General features: G+C 56.2%; 20 protein-coding genes and 1 tRNA gene. 8 read left to right on the top strand and 13 right to left on the bottom strand.

The window, feature by feature from the left end:
* The first annotated feature begins 24 nt into the window (after positions 1-24).
* Both BD01_RS08005 and BD01_RS08000 read left to right on the top strand, forming a co-directional pair.
* Positions 25-112 (top strand) — tRNA-Leu (locus BD01_RS08005).
* A gap of 903 nt (positions 113-1015) precedes the next feature.
* Positions 1016-1264 carry a hypothetical protein gene (locus BD01_RS08000; protein WP_042691767.1) on the top strand — a complete coding sequence of 83 codons (249 nt, stop codon included), beginning with the start codon at positions 1016-1018 and terminating at the stop codon, positions 1262-1264.
* Positions 1265-1321: 57 nt separating this feature from the next.
* Here the strand turns inward: BD01_RS08000 and BD01_RS07995 are convergent, their stop codons facing one another.
* Complete coding sequence (locus tag BD01_RS07995; RefSeq protein WP_042691765.1) at positions 1322-1753, bottom strand: CoA-binding protein; 432 nt, start codon at positions 1751-1753, stop codon at positions 1322-1324.
* Between the two features lie 64 nt (positions 1754-1817).
* On the opposite strand from BD01_RS07995, the gene BD01_RS07990 reads away from it, so the two are divergent.
* Complete coding sequence (locus tag BD01_RS07990; RefSeq protein ID WP_042691763.1) at positions 1818-2252, top strand: hypothetical protein; 435 nt, start codon at positions 1818-1820, stop codon at positions 2250-2252.
* Between the two features lie 143 nt (positions 2253-2395).
* Here BD01_RS07990 and BD01_RS07985 read toward each other — a convergent pair whose 3' ends face one another.
* From BD01_RS07985 to BD01_RS07975, 3 genes are all read right to left on the bottom strand, one after another.
* Positions 2396-3070, bottom strand: a complete 675-nt coding sequence (locus BD01_RS07985; protein ID WP_245599215.1) for a DUF3800 domain-containing protein — start codon at positions 3068-3070, stop codon at positions 2396-2398.
* Positions 3071-3235: 165 nt separating this feature from the next.
* Positions 3236-3631, bottom strand: coding sequence for an NfeD family protein (locus BD01_RS07980; RefSeq protein ID WP_051482188.1), 396 nt, complete (start codon positions 3629-3631; stop codon positions 3236-3238).
* Positions 3610-4257, bottom strand: coding sequence for a M48 family metallopeptidase (locus tag BD01_RS07975; protein ID WP_042691758.1), 648 nt, complete (start codon positions 4255-4257; stop codon positions 3610-3612). The genes BD01_RS07980 and BD01_RS07975 overlap by 22 nt, the downstream gene beginning before the upstream one ends.
* Positions 4258-4294: 37 nt before the next feature.
* Here BD01_RS07975 and BD01_RS07970 point away from each other — a divergent pair, with 37 nt between their 5' ends.
* Positions 4295-5095, top strand: a complete 801-nt coding sequence (locus BD01_RS07970; protein WP_211233892.1) for an SPL family radical SAM protein — start codon at positions 4295-4297, stop codon at positions 5093-5095.
* Here the strand turns inward: BD01_RS07970 and BD01_RS07965 are convergent, their stop codons facing one another.
* Both BD01_RS07965 and BD01_RS11260 read right to left on the bottom strand, forming a co-directional pair.
* Complete coding sequence (locus BD01_RS07965) at positions 5096-5659, bottom strand: diacylglycerol/polyprenol kinase family protein (protein ID WP_051482187.1); 564 nt, start codon at positions 5657-5659, stop codon at positions 5096-5098.
* Between the two features lie 296 nt (positions 5660-5955).
* Positions 5956-6093, bottom strand: a complete 138-nt coding sequence (locus BD01_RS11260; protein WP_245599213.1) for a hypothetical protein — start codon at positions 6091-6093, stop codon at positions 5956-5958.
* A 91-nt stretch (positions 6094-6184) separates the two neighbouring features.
* On the opposite strand from BD01_RS11260, the gene BD01_RS07960 reads away from it, so the two are divergent.
* Positions 6185-6895, top strand: a complete 711-nt coding sequence (locus tag BD01_RS07960; protein WP_156927400.1) for a hypothetical protein — start codon at positions 6185-6187, stop codon at positions 6893-6895.
* Here the strand turns inward: BD01_RS07960 and BD01_RS07955 are convergent.
* The 3 genes from BD01_RS07955 to BD01_RS07945 are packed head-to-tail and all read right to left on the bottom strand — an operon-like array spanning position 6858 to position 10188.
* Positions 6858-8168: a glycerate kinase type-2 family protein gene (locus BD01_RS07955; protein WP_042691750.1), complete on the bottom strand. Its 1311-nt coding sequence runs from the start codon at positions 8166-8168 to the stop codon at positions 6858-6860. The genes BD01_RS07960 and BD01_RS07955 overlap by 38 nt on opposite strands.
* Complete coding sequence (locus tag BD01_RS07950) at positions 8165-9175, bottom strand: Gfo/Idh/MocA family protein (RefSeq protein WP_042691748.1); 1011 nt, start codon at positions 9173-9175, stop codon at positions 8165-8167. The genes BD01_RS07955 and BD01_RS07950 overlap by 4 nt, the downstream gene beginning before the upstream one ends.
* The gene (locus tag BD01_RS07945; protein ID WP_042691746.1) at positions 9172-10188 is read right to left on the bottom strand and encodes a Gfo/Idh/MocA family protein; all 1017 of its coding nucleotides are present in this window, start codon (positions 10186-10188) and stop codon (positions 9172-9174) included. Before BD01_RS07945 ends, BD01_RS07950 begins: the two co-directional genes overlap by 4 nt.
* A 65-nt stretch (positions 10189-10253) precedes the next feature.
* Here BD01_RS07945 and BD01_RS07940 point away from each other — a divergent pair, with 65 nt between their 5' ends.
* Positions 10254-11408 carry a glycosyltransferase gene (locus BD01_RS07940; RefSeq protein ID WP_042691744.1) on the top strand — a complete coding sequence of 385 codons (1155 nt, stop codon included), beginning with the start codon at positions 10254-10256 and terminating at the stop codon, positions 11406-11408.
* Positions 11409-11415: 7 nt separating this feature from the next.
* Here the strand turns inward: BD01_RS07940 and BD01_RS07935 are convergent, their stop codons facing one another.
* Both BD01_RS07935 and BD01_RS07930 read right to left on the bottom strand, forming a co-directional pair.
* On the bottom strand, positions 11416-12084 hold the full coding sequence (locus tag BD01_RS07935; RefSeq protein WP_042691741.1) for a TIGR00703 family protein: 669 nt from the start codon (positions 12082-12084) through the stop codon (positions 11416-11418).
* Positions 12085-12120: 36 nt separating this feature from the next.
* Positions 12121-12546, bottom strand: a complete 426-nt coding sequence (locus BD01_RS07930; protein ID WP_042691739.1) for a DUF371 domain-containing protein — start codon at positions 12544-12546, stop codon at positions 12121-12123.
* Between the two features lie 116 nt (positions 12547-12662).
* Here BD01_RS07930 and BD01_RS07925 point away from each other — a divergent pair, with 116 nt between their 5' ends.
* Positions 12663-12866: a 30S ribosomal protein S17e gene (locus BD01_RS07925; protein ID WP_042691737.1), complete on the top strand. Its 204-nt coding sequence runs from the start codon at positions 12663-12665 to the stop codon at positions 12864-12866.
* A gap of 27 nt (positions 12867-12893) precedes the next feature.
* Here BD01_RS07925 and BD01_RS07920 read toward each other — a convergent pair whose 3' ends face one another.
* A complete protein-coding gene (locus BD01_RS07920) occupies positions 12894-13487 on the bottom strand; it encodes an ArsR/SmtB family transcription factor (RefSeq protein ID WP_042691734.1) in 594 nt (197 codons plus the stop codon).
* A gap of 112 nt (positions 13488-13599) precedes the next feature.
* Here BD01_RS07920 and thrC point away from each other — a divergent pair, with 112 nt between their 5' ends.
* A complete protein-coding gene (gene thrC / locus BD01_RS07915) occupies positions 13600-14781 on the top strand; it encodes a threonine synthase (protein ID WP_042691732.1) in 1182 nt (393 codons plus the stop codon).
* Here the strand turns inward: thrC and BD01_RS07910 are convergent.
* The gene (locus BD01_RS07910) at positions 14761-15339 is read right to left on the bottom strand and encodes a thymidine kinase (protein WP_042691730.1); all 579 of its coding nucleotides are present in this window, start codon (positions 15337-15339) and stop codon (positions 14761-14763) included. The two genes, thrC and BD01_RS07910, sit on opposite strands and share 21 nt — an antisense overlap.
* Positions 15340-15344 lie beyond the last annotated feature (5 nt).

The raw sequence follows: 15344 nt of genomic DNA, 5'->3' as shown, positions 1-15344 counted from the left end.
GGTGGAGCGAAAACTCACTTCCGCGCGGGGGTAGCCGAGCCTGGCCAAAGGCGCGGGATTTAGGGTCCCGTCCCGCAGGGGTTCCGGGGTTCAAATCCCCGCCCCCGCACCAGAAACTTTTGCCAAGCAAAAGTTTCATCAAAGTCCGTAGCTCCTTCTGGAAAATTGAATCTTAAGTATGATTTTCTCTTTGAATGGCTTGTTTTGACATGAGAACGGTTTAAATTGCCCCTTGTCGTGGGTTTGCTTTTAAATCGACGCCCGAAGGGCGTCAAGAGAAGTAAACCCCTTTTTAAAGCCGTTTGAGAGTGTTCTCCTATGGGAAGGCAGATTTTGTGAGTGTTGGGAAAATCCTTGTGGTGGGTTTTCTGTCAAGGAGCTACTAACTTTTGGTCAAGCTTTGTTAAAGCTTGCTCTGTACTCTTAAACGCCCGGAGTGGGGCTTCGCCCCCACGTTAAGAAACTTTGCCCAGCAAAGTTTCATCAAGGTTGGCATGCCTTTTGAATAGTTTGTTCTTAGGGGGTTTACTTCCAAACCTGCCAGTTTTGAACGTGTTTTCCTCCCGTTAGCGCCCTCCGGGCGCTGTTTAAAACTAAAAACTTCCCTCCACACGCTATCATAAGAGTAAACCTGAATCCATCGACTTTTTGATAACGCATGCAACTTTCCCTCTGCCCTTCTGGACAGTTAAACCATTTTGGTCAAGCTTTGCGCAAGCAAAGCTTGCTGAGGGGGCTAACACCCCCACACCCCCTTTAGCGTTAGCTTCGCAAGCGCTGGCGGAACAGTAAGTGCTTTTTTGGAAGTGCAAGTTTTGAAGGGGGTTTCTATCAACTTTACTCAACTTTAGATGCCCCTCATGGAATACATCTTTCAGACCCCTATATCCTTTGAAATGCTGGTTTTGCGATACGATAATCAGGATGCATGATTATTCCCGTTCATGGTGTTATCTTAAGTTCATTCATCGAAAAGTTTATTTATCAGAGAAGTTGCCCCTATACTGGTGGTGCTATGGATTTCGCGCTCTTCGTCGAGCGATACGTGTACAGGGCCCTCTGGTATCTGGGGATTGGGCTGATAATCGCCATTCCTCTGGCCATCTGGTACGAACTCAAATCGGGGGCGTTCTACACACAATCCGAGGCCACGTTCTTCATCGTCCTGTTCGTGATTGTGTCAATTATCGCGGTGAAATTCGGCGGGTTCATGGGTAGGCTGAGGAAGATGATATATCCCTGGTGGCACTACCTTAGAAAATGACCCCGTTATTCTTTCTTTTGGAGTTAATGTCCTCTTTCACCGGCTTTTCCGGTTTCTTCATTCTCCCACAAGCCTCGCGTGCTCCTGCTTGATACAGCGGTGGGCGACAGCCGTAAGGCCCGCCTCCTTTGCCCTTCTGAAGGCTTCCCGGTCATAGGTCCCGAACTGGAACCAGACAACTTTCGCGCCCTTCTTTATCGCCTGCTCAACGTAGTCCTTCGTGAACTCTGGCCTTACGAAGAGGTCAACTATCTCGACCTCGTCAGGAATGTCGAGAACGCTCGGGTAGCACTTCCGCCCGAGGACTTCAGAGTAGCGGGGGTTGACGGGATAGACCTCGTAACCCTTCTCAAGGAGGTAGCGCATGACGTCGTTCGCGTCGCGTTCGGGCTTCGGAGAGGCTCCAACGAGGGCTATCTTCCGGTACTTCGTCAGAATCTCCCTCACGTCATCGTCGGTCAGCTTGTCAACCGGCATTACCCTAACCATCGTATCACCACCATAGGTTTGGGAAGGGGTTTAAAGCGTTGGCGGGAACCTCTACCGATGGGCCATGCTCTATGAGGAAACGCTCTATTCCAAGTGGATAATCGCCCTGCTCGTCCCTCCGATAATAGGTATGTCAATCGGCCTCTACGAGAGCTTCGCCACCGGTCAGGGCGTCCTCATAATGACCGTTGCAACGGCCCTCACGATAGCGGTAATCCTTGAGGCAATGGCCTTCCGTGTGAGGGTTTACGAGGACAGAATCTTTCTCAGCGGTTTCCTCGGCCTTTTCATCAGAAAAACCATCAGGATTGACGAAATCGAGTGGTTCGCCGTGAGGAACAGCTGGGTTTCCTGCAACGCACCGCTCCACTTCACCTTGCCCGGAAAGGCCTGCGTCTACCTCAAGAGGCGGAAGGGCTGGGACGTTTCGTTCTCGACCAACCGCCCGGAGGAAATCACCGAGGTTCTTCGCTCGTTGGGGGTTCAACGAGGAGCTTAGCTACACAAACTTGCACCTAAACTTTTAAAAGAGAGCGCACGTAACGTACGTATGGAGATGAGGGTAAGTCCCGGTGTCCGCCGCGTACCTTGAGGTACGCGCAAATGGCGGCCCGGGGTCCGATTCCTGCTTCTCGTTTGGTTTCAGTAAATTTGCTTGAATTTAAGAACTCTTCCTGAGCTCTCGAACTTTGTGAGGAGGTTTCCCTTTCCGTTGAGCTTTCTGTAAAACGCGTTGACAACGAAGTCCGCAACCTGAATCAGCGGTTCTCCCTGGGAGTCCTTCTGATGCACGAGCACGTTAACTTCGTAGGGGAATGCGTCTCTTATCATCTTTCTGATATACTCCTCCAGATTCTTCTTCCGGAATTTTGTTGTGTGGTACCTGTCAAGGAATATCTCAACGGTTAGGGCCTTGTCAGAGGTGTAACCGATGCTCTCGAGGTAGCTCTTTAGCGACTCGACTATCAGAACCCTCGCAAGATAGTTGTAGTGAACTGCCTTCTGGAAACTGTTTTCCCTGATGTAGCCGTAAGTGTTCGCCTTGTTTATGTAAACCGCCGAGACGTGAGCGCTCTTGCACTTGTAAAGCTCATCGAGAACAAATTTCCTTATTTTATCATTGCTCTTTGAGGCCTTGAGTTCAGGTATGTCCTTTTTCTTCTTGCCGAGTTTCCCTCTGGCCTTCTTGGGAATCCGGCGGATTTTCTTAACGTCTTCCGCTTTAGCTACGATGGCACCCATAACGAAGTACCTGCTACTGCCTTTTGAGAAGCCCATGTCGCCCGCTTCGTCGAGGATGATGTAAAGGTGAACCATGAGCCTTCCCTCGCAGTACAAACGCCGTTTTCTGCGGAATAAATATACCTTGCCGTTGTCGCTGTTAACCCTTTGTTAAAGTTTGGATTCATGATTTGTCATTCTGTTAGTGACCTGAGCTTTCCGTAGAGGACGAACAGAGTCATGCCGAAGTACAGCAACAGTTCAGGGCTCGACAATAAGTTTAGTCCCCTCAACCCCCACGACCCTGACCTTCTCTCCCCTCCTCGCCGTTCCGTGAAGGCATTTCGCGCGCCAGAGTTCACCGTCGAGCTTCACGAGGCCCTCGGGCGAGAGGTCCTCAACAACCATAGCGGTTCTGCCGACGAGCGATTCGGGCCCGGTCTGGGGCCGTTTTTCGAGCCCGCCTCCGAGCACGTACGGAGCTATCAGAACGTCCTTGACGAGGAGGATTCCCAGAATCAGCCCCGTGACGAGGGCTGGCACTTCTATTCCCAGGGCTGGCAGAACCGCGAGCAGAACTATGGCAACGATTATCTCGTCCGCCATCAGTGCGATGAGCTTAAGGATTCTCCCAATCACTCCCTTCCCTCCAGCCATCTCCACCCCTCGTTGACCTCGATTATCCCCCACCAGCGCTTCAGCTCTCGTCTCGCGGTTCCGTAGCCCGGATAAAATCTCCCCACGAGCCTCCAGAAAGCCTTGGAGTGGTCGAGGTAGCGCAGATGCGCCATCTCGTGGATTACGACGTACTCAATCAGCCTCTCGGGTAAAGCCACGAGGCGGAGGTTGAAGCTCAGGTTTCCCCTGCTCGAACAGCTCGCCCACTTTGTCTTCTGGTTCCTGATGTAGATTTTGCCGGGGGAAAGGCCCATCAGGACGGAGTAGAGGGCGACGAGCGCCGTTACCCTGGCCCGCAGGAGCTCCTTCAGGGCCTTTCGCGCCCGCTCACGCTCGGCGGGAAGGATTAGCTTATCCTCACCGCGCTCAATTTCTCGAACGTTCCCCAGCTCGAGCCGGTAGAACTCGCCGAAGAACGGGAAACCTCTCGCCGATTCCCTCCTGACTTCTTCGAGCTCCCTCAGCCGGTTGCTCAGCCACCTCTCATGCTTTTTGAGGAAAGCGTTCACGTCAAAGCCCTCCGGCGCCGTCACGACGATTCTCCCGTCGGGCTTGATTTCGAGCCTCGCATAGCGGACGGGCCGGTGCCGAACCTCGACTTCCATGCGACCACCTTTTAAGGAGTAGTCCCTACCCGTGCTTATGAAGATTGAGGTCGTAAGGCGAAGGGCCAAATCCCTCTACACGCGCTCGCGGATTCCCGGCGTTTCATGGAGCGTCAACCAGTACGTTGGCTGTTCCTTCGCCTGCCCATACTGCTACGCCAAGAGCGTCGTTCGGGAGTTCAGAGGGAAGGAATGGGGGAGCTGGGTGATAGCCAAAATCAACGCGCCCGAACTTGCGAGGAAGCACGTGAAGGGAAAGGTCGTGATGTCCACGGTGAGCGACCCCTACCAGCCGGTCGAGGCCGGGCTAAAGCTCACCCGCTCGACGCTCCGCTTCATGGACAAGAGGAATGAGCTCGCGATACTCGCCAAATCGCCCCTCGTGACGAGGGATATCGACCTTCTCAAGCTCTTCCGCTCGATTGAGGTTGGCTTAACTCTCAACTCCTTTGAGGGCCGTGACAAATCTATTCTCGAGCCCCGAACACCGGTTATGAAAGCCCGCATTAACGCCCTCCAGAGGCTTCACGAGGAAGGAATAAGAACGTACGCCTTCGTCAGCCCGATAATACCGGGCGTCACCGACGTTTCACGGATTGTTGAGGAAACGAAAGGTTTTGTCGATTACTACTTCTTCGAGGTTCTAAACCTCCGAAAGGCCGGAAACGAATTTCGGGAAACGCTCCGCTCCGAGTTTCCCGAAAGCTACAGCGTCCTAACCAGAGAGGAGCTTTTCAGGGCTTTTCTCTCGGAGCTCCGCGACGAGGTTCGCTCGCTGGGGATAAAAACGGAGGGCATAGAGACGCACTTCAGGAGCTGGGGGTTTGTGCGGGTTTAATCACCACACCGGCGACAGCAGAGACCCACCGTAGACGAGCCACAGGAGGAGAGCTGTTGCGAAGGGAACCGTGAACTCGTCGTAGGCCGAGCGGAGGGGAAGGCTTTCGAGTAGAGTGGCGAGAAGGGCGACGCCTGCGATAATGCCCCAGCTCGGGTCGAGCGAGAGGACCCTGTGTGCACCCCAGAGGGCCAGAACTGAAACAATGAACATCGTTGCGCTTCCGATTAGGGTCTTTCGAGGGTTCCAGGGAATCCTCGGTCCGCCGAGGGCCTGTCCGGCAATGGCGTTGAAGCAGTCGCCGAAGGTCGAGACCCACAGGGCCGAGAGCGCCATGAGCTTTGGAAAGACCGTGCAGATAATCCCCATCGTCACCCAGAAGAGAAAGCTTCCGAGGAAGTTGTCGCGCTCGTCTTCCCGTGCCATCGTTCGGTAACTGAGGTCCGCTACTGGAACGGTGAACTTCCAGCCGCGGAGGAGCTTGAGATGCTGAAGTGTGTAGAGGAAAGCCAGCGACCAGACGACGACTGACCTCCTCCCCGCCCTGAAGGGCGAGGGTTCCAACGAGTTAACCCCTCGCTAACGGGCGGTTCGGTTTGCGGGCCCATTACTTACTCGGGTTGCCCCTTTCGGTTCAGCCCGCGGGCCGGGTCTTCGGCCCGTTACCCCTACCGGCGAAGCCGGATTGGGGTTATGGCTTGGAGGCCACCATTAGAGCTTTTAACTGCCACAACGGGCAGTTCTTGATAAGGACGCCTTACGGCGTCAACCCTCCAATGCTGGAGGGTAACTTGAAACACCTCATCCAGCTTGGGTTGTTTTACGGTGGCCTCTCCGAGATTCTATTACGCTTGCAAGACTTAAAAAGGTTTTGGTGTTTTAAGGCTCGTGGGGTGGTAAAGTGCCCATCTTGGCGTGAAGAGTATTATCGGTGCCCCAAGGATTCCGGGCGAAACGTGCCAGAGCTTTCTTATCAGCTCCCTTCTGCTCAAGCCCATTGATTGCACCCTAAAATCATCGGGATTGGAGTATTTATCGGTTTTTCCCGCCGAGCGTTAACTATAAAAAGGAATAATCAAACCGACACACATGCGAGTAACGTTTGAGCGCGTAGTAGTCGTTGAAGGAAGTCCCGAAAAGCTCGAAAAGTTTCTTGGGGAGAACACATTCGTGTACTGGGTTAAAGGTACTAACAGGGAGATATGGGGCCTTGCGCCGGACTTTATCCGGGAGCGCTACGAGGGGCACTTTTATCTGGTGGACTTCGAGGGGGAGAGCTTCCTTCTCGCCTCCACAGTCCCTCTGAAGCTTCCCTTTCTCGGCAACCTCGTCGCCAGGTTTGAAGGAAAGAGAAAGGCCGTGGCGAGAAGGGTCGGACTTCACCTCCTCGACCCGTTGAGGAAGTTCCTTTCACTTCAGCGGAGCAGTGACATAAACCTTGCGCGGGTGCTTTACCTGGTCTTTTTGTACCTCCTTCTCTTGTGGTTTCTTCCCTACCTTTTGCTGGCGGTTGTTCCGATAACCCTGCTGGAGTTCGTGCCCGGTGACGAGCGGATTGTCCTGAGGGAAAGTTCTGAGGTAAGGGTTCTCTCAAGAGGACGGCGCGCATTCCTAATGAGGGAGATTCTCATAGGGATGTGGTTCCTCGTGGTCGGTGTTGGGCTGACCCTCTACAGAGCATACAAGGGTCAGGAAAACCCAGGAAAGGCAGTGTTTATGAGCGTTCTGCTCATAGGGGCCCTTGTGGAGGAATACCTCCGTCTCAAAGGGCGTCGCCGCGGTCTCCAACAACCGCTATGACCATCGAGTTCACATTCGTCCCGGTTGGGCCGGTCTTGAGAAGCGCGCCGGCCCTTTCGAGGGCGTGATAACTGTCGTGATTCCTGAGGGCCTCCTCCACGTCAACACCAGCTTCCTCGAGCCTCCTCAGCGTTTCCCCGTCCACGATTCCTCCCGCCGCGTCTGTTGGCCCGTCCGTCCCGTCGGTGTCGAAGGCCGCAACGGTAACGTTGAGCCCCGCTATTTTCCGGGCGATGCTCAGCGCGAACTCCTGGTTGGGCCCGCCGAGGCCCTTCGCGTCTCCAACGGTCACCGTCCACTCGCCCCCGAAGACGAGGACGGCGGGCTTTTTAACGGGCCTGTCCCGCTTTGCTACTTCCTCTATTATCGAGCCGACCGCCAAAGCGACCTCCTTAGCTTCGCCCTCAAGCGTCGTCGTCATCACCGCCGAGTTGAAGCCGAGCTCTTCAGCTTTCCTCGCCACGGCCTCGCACGCCTTTGAGTTGCCCGCGATTATGAAGTTGTGGACGTTGCCGAGTTCCTTCGGCGTCTCCTCGATTTCCCCGCGCATGCCCCGCTCAATGACTCTTCTCACGCTCTCCGGGACTCTGTCCCAGATTCCGCGCCTCACGAGGACTTCGTAGGCGTCGCGGTAAGTTGTCGGGTCTGGGGAGGTTATTCCGGATGCTATTGAGCTGAGGTCGTCGCCAACGACGTCCGAGACGATTAGGCTTACCACAGTTCCCTTCACGGCCTTCGCAAGCCTTCCGCCCTTGACCCTTGACAGATGCTTTCTGACGGTGTTGATTTCCCTTATCGTCGCCCCGCTCCTAAGTAGGAGCTCGTTCGTCCTGATGAGGTCTTCGAGGCTTATCCCCTCAGCGGGATAAACGAAGAGCGCGCTCCCGCCTCCTGAGATGAGGGTGAGAAGGATGTCGTCTCTGCCAACCTTCTCCGCGAGCTCAAGGCCCAGCTTTCCGGCGAGGAGGGAGTTCTCGTCCGGAATCGGGTGACCCGCCTCGATTATCCTCGCTTCAATTCCATCGCAGTCCATAGCGTAGCCGTGCTTCGTAACTATCAGCGCGTCTCCAACCAGCTCACGAGGTAGGGTCTCAAAGACCGCCCTCGCCATCCGGCAGGAGGCCTTTCCGATGGCGAGGACGTAAACCCTGCCCCCCACCCTGAATTCCCTGCCCAAAACTGCGAGTCTTCCCTCTCCGTAGTGTAGCGCCCCTTTGAGGGCTCCGTAAGGGTCACCGGCCCTTATGGCTTCCTGAATTAGTTCCTCAATCATCGGAGCTTCACCGTCACGGGTCTCTTCCTCTCGGAGGACTCGTATGCCGCGAGTATTACCGCGAGGTTGAGCTTTCCGGTTTCGCCGTCTATCGGGACGGGTTCATCGTTGAGGACAGCCCTCGCGAAGGACTCGACGATTCCCCTCACGTCCGGCCTGTCCCAGTAGATTTTCTCGGCCCTGTCCTGGTAGACGGTGAAGTCCGGGTAGGCGGTTCTCACGTCGAGGAAGCCCTCCCTGCCGACGAGGTAGTACTTCATCTCGATTCCGTAGGAGTAGCCCTTTGGATTGCCCCAGCCAGCGGTGAGGACGGCCAAGACGTCATCGAATTCAAGTATTGCCGTCCCTATGTCGTCGACTGGGAAGCCGTAGACCTTGCTCCCTATGTCCGCGTAGACCCTCTTCGGAGCCCTGCCGGTCAGCCAGATGAGGGAATCAACGCCGTGGGGGGCCGTGTCCATGAAGCCACCGCCGCCGGCCCTGCTCTTGTCGAGGAACCAGCTCATGTCCAGCCCCTGGATGAATATCGGGGGCTTTACGTTCTCGGAAATCGCGTGAACGTACTCGAGGGGTCCGATTTCTCCAGCATCAAGGAGCTCCTTGGCCTTCCGAAGGGGCTCAGTGAAGCGCGGGTTGAAGGGCAGCATGAGCTTTACCCCCGCCCTTCTCGCGGTCCTGATTACCTCGTCTGCCTCTCTGAGGCTCAGGGCTATCGGCTTTTCGAGGAGGACGTGCTTCCCCTCTTCCATGGCCCTTATCGCCATCCCCGCGTGCCTGAAGGATTCTGAGGCTATGTAGACGGCCTCGACCTCATCGTCCCTCAGCAGCTCCTCGTAGCTCCTGTAAAAGCGCGCCCCGTACTTTTTCGCCTCGGCCTGGGCGACGTCCGAGTTCGGGCCGTCCCCGGAGACGGCAACGAGCTCCGTGAACCTCCCGCCCGCTATGGCCGGGGCGTAGCGGAGGGCATGGGGATGGGCGTAGCTTATCACCCCAAACTTCAGTCTCATACCTCCACCACCTCCCCGGTTCTCGCGCTCTCCCTTGCTTTCTCTGCAATCCTGAGGGCAATCAGGGCGTCTTCTGCCGTTACAACTGCCTCTTCCTCACCGGCTATCACCCTGAAGAAGTGCTCCAGCTCGCGCTCGAACGCGTCGGGAAACGTCGAGAGGAGCGGGGAGAAGCGGGGCATCTCGAAGCTGGCCTTCGCGACCCCGACGACGGGGGTGTCGAGGGGTGTGTACCTTATCCTCCCGTTCCTTCCAATCACGTCCACGTGGTGGTAGAAGACGCCGTAGCGCGAGGGATACGGGTAGGCCCAGCTGACCTCGCCTATGCCCGTCTTCCCTCCCTCAAATTCAATCATCATGACGAAGTGGTCAAAGGTGCCGTTCCTCCTCGCCTCCTCCTTTATCGCCTTCCCGACCGCGTAAACCCTCACCGGTTCCGCATCAAGGAACCAGCGCAGGAAGTCCGTCACGTGGACGCCGAGGTCGAGCGCGACCCCGCCGCTCTTCCGCTCGTCCCAGTACCAGTAGTCCGCTGGAAACGGGAGGTTCTGAACCTCCACCTTCCTGACGTGGGTCGGCAGGATGTTGCGCTTCCTTATGACATCCTTCATGCTCATCCAGCGCTTGTCAAAGCGTCTGACGTGGCCCACGAGCAGGTGAAGGCCCCTTTTCATGGCTTCCCCAATCATTCGCTCGCCTTCCTCAACCGTGAGCGCTATCGGCTTCTCGACAATCACGTGCCTGCCGGCCTTCAGGGCCTTAACTGCCAGTTCGGCGTGCGTGTGGGTCGGCGTGAGAATCTCGACGACATCTACCTCGCCTATCAGCTCGTCGAGGCCTTCAAAGGCTCTGGCGTTGAGGGCCCTCGCTCCTTCCTCAGCCCTCTCCCTCACGAGGTCGAAACAGCCGACGACGTCAATGAGCCCCTCGCGTTGGAGAACCTTCAGCGCGTCCCTGTGGGCGAGGTTGAATATGTTGCCGCACCCCACCACGCCGACCTTCAGCAAGGTCATCACCTTTATTAACTCGGCGCGAAAGCTATTTAACCCTTGCCCGAATAATTTTCAAGGGGGTCGCGATGAGGGTCGTCGTCGGAATCCCGAGCTACAACAACGCCGGGACGATAGGTTTTGTGGTGAGGCAGGCCGCGGAGGGCCTTGCGAGGTACTTCGGCGGGGGCATCATCGTAAACGCGGACGGCGGGAGCACCGACGGGACCTGGGAGGTGGTCATGGGCACGGAGGTTCCGGAGGGGGTGGAGGTTCACAGCTTCACCTACCGCTGGCCGATTCCGGGCAAGGGGAGCGCTGTGAAGGAGCTGATGGAGTTTGCCCTGGGAAGGGACGCTGACGTTTTGGTCCTTGTTGACAGCGACCTGAGGAGCATAACGCCGGAGTGGATTCGCCTCCTGGCTGAACCCATTGGGAGGGGCTACGACTTCGTCGCGCCGCTCTACCTGAGGCACAAGTGGGACGGGACTATAACCAACGGCATAGCCTACCCGATGACCGTTTCCCTCTACGGCAGGGACGTCAGGCAGCCCATCGGCGGCGACTTCGGGCTCGGGAGGAAGCTGATGGAGCTCTGCCTCTCCGAAGACGTCTGGAACACCCACGTTGCGCGCTTTGGGATAGACATATTCCTGACAACTACGGCGATAGCGAACGGGCTGAGAATCGTTCAGGCCCCCCTCGGAGTCAAGGTTCACGACCCCAAGGACCCCGCACAGTCGCTCGGCCCGATGTTCAACCAGGTCGTCGGGACTCTCTTCATGCTGATGGGGAGGTACGAGGACGTTTGGATGAACGTCAGGAAAATCGAGCCCGTTCCGGTTTTTGGCGACTTCAGAGGTGGCGAGCCTGAGCCTGTCAACGTCACCCTTGAGCTCCTTGAGAGAAAGGCGAGAGAGCTCTTCTCACAATACGAGAGGGTTCTCAAAAGGGTCCTGAGGCCGGGAACATTTGAGGCCGTGAGAGGGGCTCTGAGGGACTTCGACTTCGACGACAGGCTCTGGAGCCACGTCCTCTACGAGGGCGCCGCTGCCTACAGGAAGGGGATTATGGGCGAAGCCGAGCCGCTGATACCGCTTTACTTCGCCAAGACTGCGGACTTCGTGAGGAGGACGCTGGACGCGAGCACGGAAGAAGCCGAGAAGCTCGTAAGGGAGCGCGCAAAGGTCTTCATGGAGGAGAAGGACTACCTCCTTGAGCTGTGGAAAAATGGAGAGGCCTAATCACGCCTCAATCCAGCATCGCCAGAATCTTGTCAACCTCGTTCGAGACCTCGACGTCGAAGAGGTGTATCGTCGGCAGGAGCCACCAGAGGCGGTAGTTGTGGGTCTCTTCTTCCTCGCCGTAGTACTGGAAGACGAACCTTCCGAAGCCGGTCAAATCCCTGTGAACGTCTCTGACCTCCCTCAGAACCCTCCTCACCTTCGGCGGGTACTCCTCGAAGGGCAGCGGAAGGCTCTTCACGAAGACGTTGTCCTTGAAGAAGTCCGTGGTCAGGCCGACGCTCCCGACGTGCTTCTCGAGCTGGTTGAACTTCTTGGCCGTCCAGAAGCGGTGCAGGATTAGCCTCGGGTCCTCCTTGGCGAGCGGGTAGTTGGCTTCCTCCGTATCGAGCCAGAACTCAAGGTAGGGCTGACCGCGCTCTATGACGATTCTCGCAAGCAACCTCGCGTTCTTCGGTATCTCCCTCTGAGTTTCGCTGATGTGGTACTCCCTGCCGTCCTGCGTGTAGGTCTCGCCCTCCTCGTGGGTTCCCGTTCTTGAGACGAAGTAGGCCTCCTTTCCATCTATCGTTCCAAGGTGCAGGTCGTAGCCCCACGCCTTCAGGTCCTTGAACTTGAACCTCCTCTCGGCCGGAACGACTCCGGTGTTCTCGACTATGTAGTAGCCCTCGAGCATTTTCTTCACCTCAAGTAAATAAAAGAGTTGGAGCTTTTAAGCTTTTTCCTCGATTACGAGCTCGACCGTGACAATGGTTTCGGGGTTCCTGAGGAGCTCGACGAGCTCCCGCTTTATGTCCTTCGCGGACTTAGTAGCTTTTATCGCGAGGGTTCTGGCGTCTATGTAGTCACTCTTCCTTATCACCATCGAAACCGGGCTTTCGAGCTTCAGCTCCGGACTCCCGTATGCGGTGAGCTCATCGGAAAGGTTTCCGGCGCGTATGACCACGCGGAGCCTTGCGCCCCTCCTAAGGGCACTCTTGAACTCCTCGCTCAGGTCGCTCAAGGCCTTGTCGGCAGAAACGCAGATTATGCAGTCTCCCCGGGGCGTTAGAAAGTCCTCGGTCGTTATCTCGAGCGTCGAGCGGTGAGTTGCTTTTACGTTCTCGTGTCCCCTGCAGTGGATTACCTCCCTCAGCATGGGTTGAGCTTTTCGTGGCACTATAAAACCCTTGGGTTTCCGGCGGTGTGGGAAAACTTTTAAAAGATGCCCTTGATTTGAGATACGGCCACAGGGTCAGGTTAGAGGTGATGGAAATGGGGAACATAAAGCAGACCTTCATCAAGAGGACCGCTCGCGAGCTCTTTGACAGGTATCCGGACAAGTTCACCAGGGACTTCGAGCACAACAAGAAGATGGTTCAGGAGCTCACCAACGTCACGAGCAAGACCATCAGAAACAGGATTGCCGGTTACATAACCAGGCTCGTCAGGATGAAGGAAGAGGGCAAGATACTTTAACGGCCCTCTTTATTCTCTATCCGCTTCCTAAAAGTCGTTCAGGTCTTCCACTATCTTCCTCGGAAGCCTCGGACCGAACTCGCGCATGAGCCTCTCGAATTCCCTCTCGTTCTCCTGGGCTATCCTCCTGAGAAGGTTCTCTATGTAGGTCTCTATGAGCAGTCTGACCTCTTCGAGCTCCTGCTTGGTTCTCATAACCTCGTCAACGCGCCTCTCTATCTCGCCGAGGAACTGGAGGAGTTCGTTTATCTTCGTCTCAACCGGCTCGGTTGATTTTATGAGCTGTCTCGCCTGGGCGTATTCTGCCGTCTGCCTCGGCTTCTTTGGCTCGTACATCTCGGTGCCGAACGTGTAGGGAGTAAGCAGTACCTCAAGCCTGAAACCGCGCTTTATGGTGTAGTACTTCCTCGGCCTTCCCCTGGGTATCTTCTCCGTTCGGCCCTCGATGAGCCCGGCCTTTTCGAGGATTCTCAGGTGCTCAAGGACGGCCTTCTGTCCGACTCCGAGTTCCTGACTCAGCTCGCTGACGAAGTACGGTCTCTTGGTGAGAAGGATGAGAATCCTCCTCCGGGTTTCGTTTCCGAGTATGTCGAGCAGTTTTCCCATCTCGCCCGATTCCATGTTCTCACCCCCTTTCCCTAACCTGAAGTTAGAAAATGGCCTTTAAACCTTTTTCGGTTTAAAAGCTGAATTTAAAAACCCACCTTCACCTATGTAAACCCAGGTGGTTGAGATGTTCGAGGCCAAGCTAGTTTGTACCCACTGCGGTGCCGAATACCCGCTCGCTTCCGGGCTCTACAAATGCCCAAAGTGCGGCGCCCCGCTGGACGTTACCTACCACTACGACGACATAGCGAACCTAATCGAGGACGACGACCCCTGGTTCAGAGAAAGTCCGCACGTGTGGAAGTACTGGATGTTCCTTCCGGTTTCGAACCTCAAGAGAATCGTCACGCTCAACGAGGGCGGAACGAGGCTTTACAGGCTCAAACGCCTTGAGGAGAAGCTAGGTTTTGGAAAGCTCTACGTCAAATACGAGGGCGAGAACCCAACGGGAGCCTTCAAGGACAGGGGTTCGAGCGTCGAGATAACCAAGGCCCTGGAATTCCACGCGAGGAAGGTTATAGTGGCCTCAACCGGCAACATGGCGGCGAGCGTTTCAGCCTACGGCGCCAAAGCCGGGCTTGAGGTTACCATCGTCGTCCCGGAGGGAACTCCTGGGGAGAAGCTCACTCAAGCGAGAATGTACGGGGCAAAGGTCGAGGTCTTCGGAAAGACCTACGACGAAGCTTTGGCGGAGGCCGAGAGGAAGGCGATGGAGGAGGATTACTACCTGACGGGCAACTACCACTACCGCGTCGAGGGACAGAAGACGACGGGCTTCGAAATCCTTGACCAGCTCCGCTACAACGTCCCTGACTGGATTATCGTTCCCATTGGAGCAGGAACCCACTTAAGGGCAATCTGGAAGGGAGTTAAGGAGTTCTACAAAGTCGGCCTCGTTGAGGACCTGCCGAGGATTGCCGGGGCCCAGATAGAGGGCTACGACGCGATAGTGAGGGCATGGAAGACGGGCAAGCCGATTGAGAAGGTCCAGAAGAAGGTTCCGACGATAGCGAGTGCCATAGCGGTCAAGAAGCCGGTCGACGGCGAGAACGTGATAAGGGCCGTGAGGGAAAGCGACGGCCACCTTGACACGGTTACCAACAGGGAGACGGCGGAGGCGGGCATGCTCCTCGGAAGGGAGGGGATATTCGTAGAGCCGTCCTCTGCAACGGCCCTCGCACTCGCCAAGAAAATGCGCGAGGAGGGAGTAATAGACAAAGACGAGACCGTGGTTGTAGTTGCGACCGGACACGGCCTCAAGGACGTGAAGACGTGGGAGAAAGTCCTCTCAGGGGACTTCGTGGTGTAGCCTGCACCTCGCCTCGTAGCTTTCCTTTCCTCCCACCATTATTACCGGTGAGTCCCGTGGGGCCGGCTTTCCGTCTATCAGCCTCTGACTTCTCGTCGCCGGCCTTCCGCAGACCGTGCAAACGGCGGTAAGGTAAACTATGTTGTCTGCCCTGACGAGGAGTTCTTTCATGACTGGAAACGGTTCCGCCTTGAAGTCGAGATTCAGACCGCTCGCTATGACGTAAACGCCCTCGTCAGCGAGTTCGTTGAGCGCATCGACTATACCCATCGGGAAGAACTGAACCTCGTCAATCCCGATTACATCAAAGCCCTCCTTTCTCGTCAGCTCGACTATTCTCTCAACCCCTTCCTCGCTCGTGGGGACGACGTAGGCCCTGTACCTGAGACCGTTGTGGGCAACCACGTCGCTTCGCGAATAGCGGTCGTCTATGCTCGGCTTGAAGAGGGCGACCTTCCGCTTGGCGTAGGCCTGCCTTTCGATTCTCTTTATCAGCTCGCTCGTCTTTCCGGCGAACATCGGGCCGGTTATGACCTCAAGGAATCCCTCCGGATGCATGGAAC

It is taken from the genome of Thermococcus nautili (assembly GCF_000585495.1).
GTDB lineage: Archaea > Methanobacteriota_B > Thermococci > Thermococcales > Thermococcaceae > Thermococcus > Thermococcus nautili.
This window is presented reverse-complemented; position numbering and strand designations above follow the sequence as displayed.

What these genes read in the sequence shown, in the direction of transcription:
- BD01_RS08000 (WP_042691767.1), top strand. Translation starts at nt 1,016, where the DNA reads ATGGATTTCGCGCTCTTCGTCGAGCGATACGTGTACAGGGCCCTCTGG.
- BD01_RS07995 (WP_042691765.1), bottom strand. Translation starts at nt 1,753, where the DNA reads ATGGTTAGGGTAATGCCGGTTGACAAGCTGACCGACGATGACGTGAGG.
- BD01_RS07990 (WP_042691763.1), top strand. Translation starts at nt 1,818, where the DNA reads ATGCTCTATGAGGAAACGCTCTATTCCAAGTGGATAATCGCCCTGCTC.
- BD01_RS07985 (WP_245599215.1), bottom strand. Translation starts at nt 3,070, where the DNA reads ATGGTTCACCTTTACATCATCCTCGACGAAGCGGGCGACATGGGCTTC.
- BD01_RS07980 (WP_051482188.1), bottom strand. Translation starts at nt 3,631, where the DNA reads ATGGCTGGAGGGAAGGGAGTGATTGGGAGAATCCTTAAGCTCATCGCA.
- BD01_RS07975 (WP_042691758.1), bottom strand. Translation starts at nt 4,257, where the DNA reads ATGGAAGTCGAGGTTCGGCACCGGCCCGTCCGCTATGCGAGGCTCGAA.
- BD01_RS07970 (WP_211233892.1), top strand. Translation starts at nt 4,295, where the DNA reads ATGAAGATTGAGGTCGTAAGGCGAAGGGCCAAATCCCTCTACACGCGC.
- BD01_RS11260 (WP_245599213.1), bottom strand. Translation starts at nt 6,093, where the DNA reads ATGGGCTTGAGCAGAAGGGAGCTGATAAGAAAGCTCTGGCACGTTTCG.
- BD01_RS07960 (WP_156927400.1), top strand. Translation starts at nt 6,185, where the DNA reads ATGCGAGTAACGTTTGAGCGCGTAGTAGTCGTTGAAGGAAGTCCCGAA.
- BD01_RS07955 (WP_042691750.1), bottom strand. Translation starts at nt 8,168, where the DNA reads ATGATTGAGGAACTAATTCAGGAAGCCATAAGGGCCGGTGACCCTTAC.
- BD01_RS07950 (WP_042691748.1), bottom strand. Translation starts at nt 9,175, where the DNA reads ATGAGACTGAAGTTTGGGGTGATAAGCTACGCCCATCCCCATGCCCTC.
- BD01_RS07945 (WP_042691746.1), bottom strand. Translation starts at nt 10,188, where the DNA reads ATGACCTTGCTGAAGGTCGGCGTGGTGGGGTGCGGCAACATATTCAAC.
- BD01_RS07940 (WP_042691744.1), top strand. Translation starts at nt 10,254, where the DNA reads ATGAGGGTCGTCGTCGGAATCCCGAGCTACAACAACGCCGGGACGATA.
- BD01_RS07935 (WP_042691741.1), bottom strand. Translation starts at nt 12,084, where the DNA reads ATGCTCGAGGGCTACTACATAGTCGAGAACACCGGAGTCGTTCCGGCC.
- BD01_RS07930 (WP_042691739.1), bottom strand. Translation starts at nt 12,546, where the DNA reads ATGCTGAGGGAGGTAATCCACTGCAGGGGACACGAGAACGTAAAAGCA.
- BD01_RS07925 (WP_042691737.1), top strand. Translation starts at nt 12,663, where the DNA reads ATGGGGAACATAAAGCAGACCTTCATCAAGAGGACCGCTCGCGAGCTC.
- BD01_RS07920 (WP_042691734.1), bottom strand. Translation starts at nt 13,487, where the DNA reads ATGGAATCGGGCGAGATGGGAAAACTGCTCGACATACTCGGAAACGAA.
- thrC (WP_042691732.1), top strand. Translation starts at nt 13,600, where the DNA reads ATGTTCGAGGCCAAGCTAGTTTGTACCCACTGCGGTGCCGAATACCCG.
- BD01_RS07910 (WP_042691730.1), bottom strand. Translation starts at nt 15,339, where the DNA reads ATGCATCCGGAGGGATTCCTTGAGGTCATAACCGGCCCGATGTTCGCC.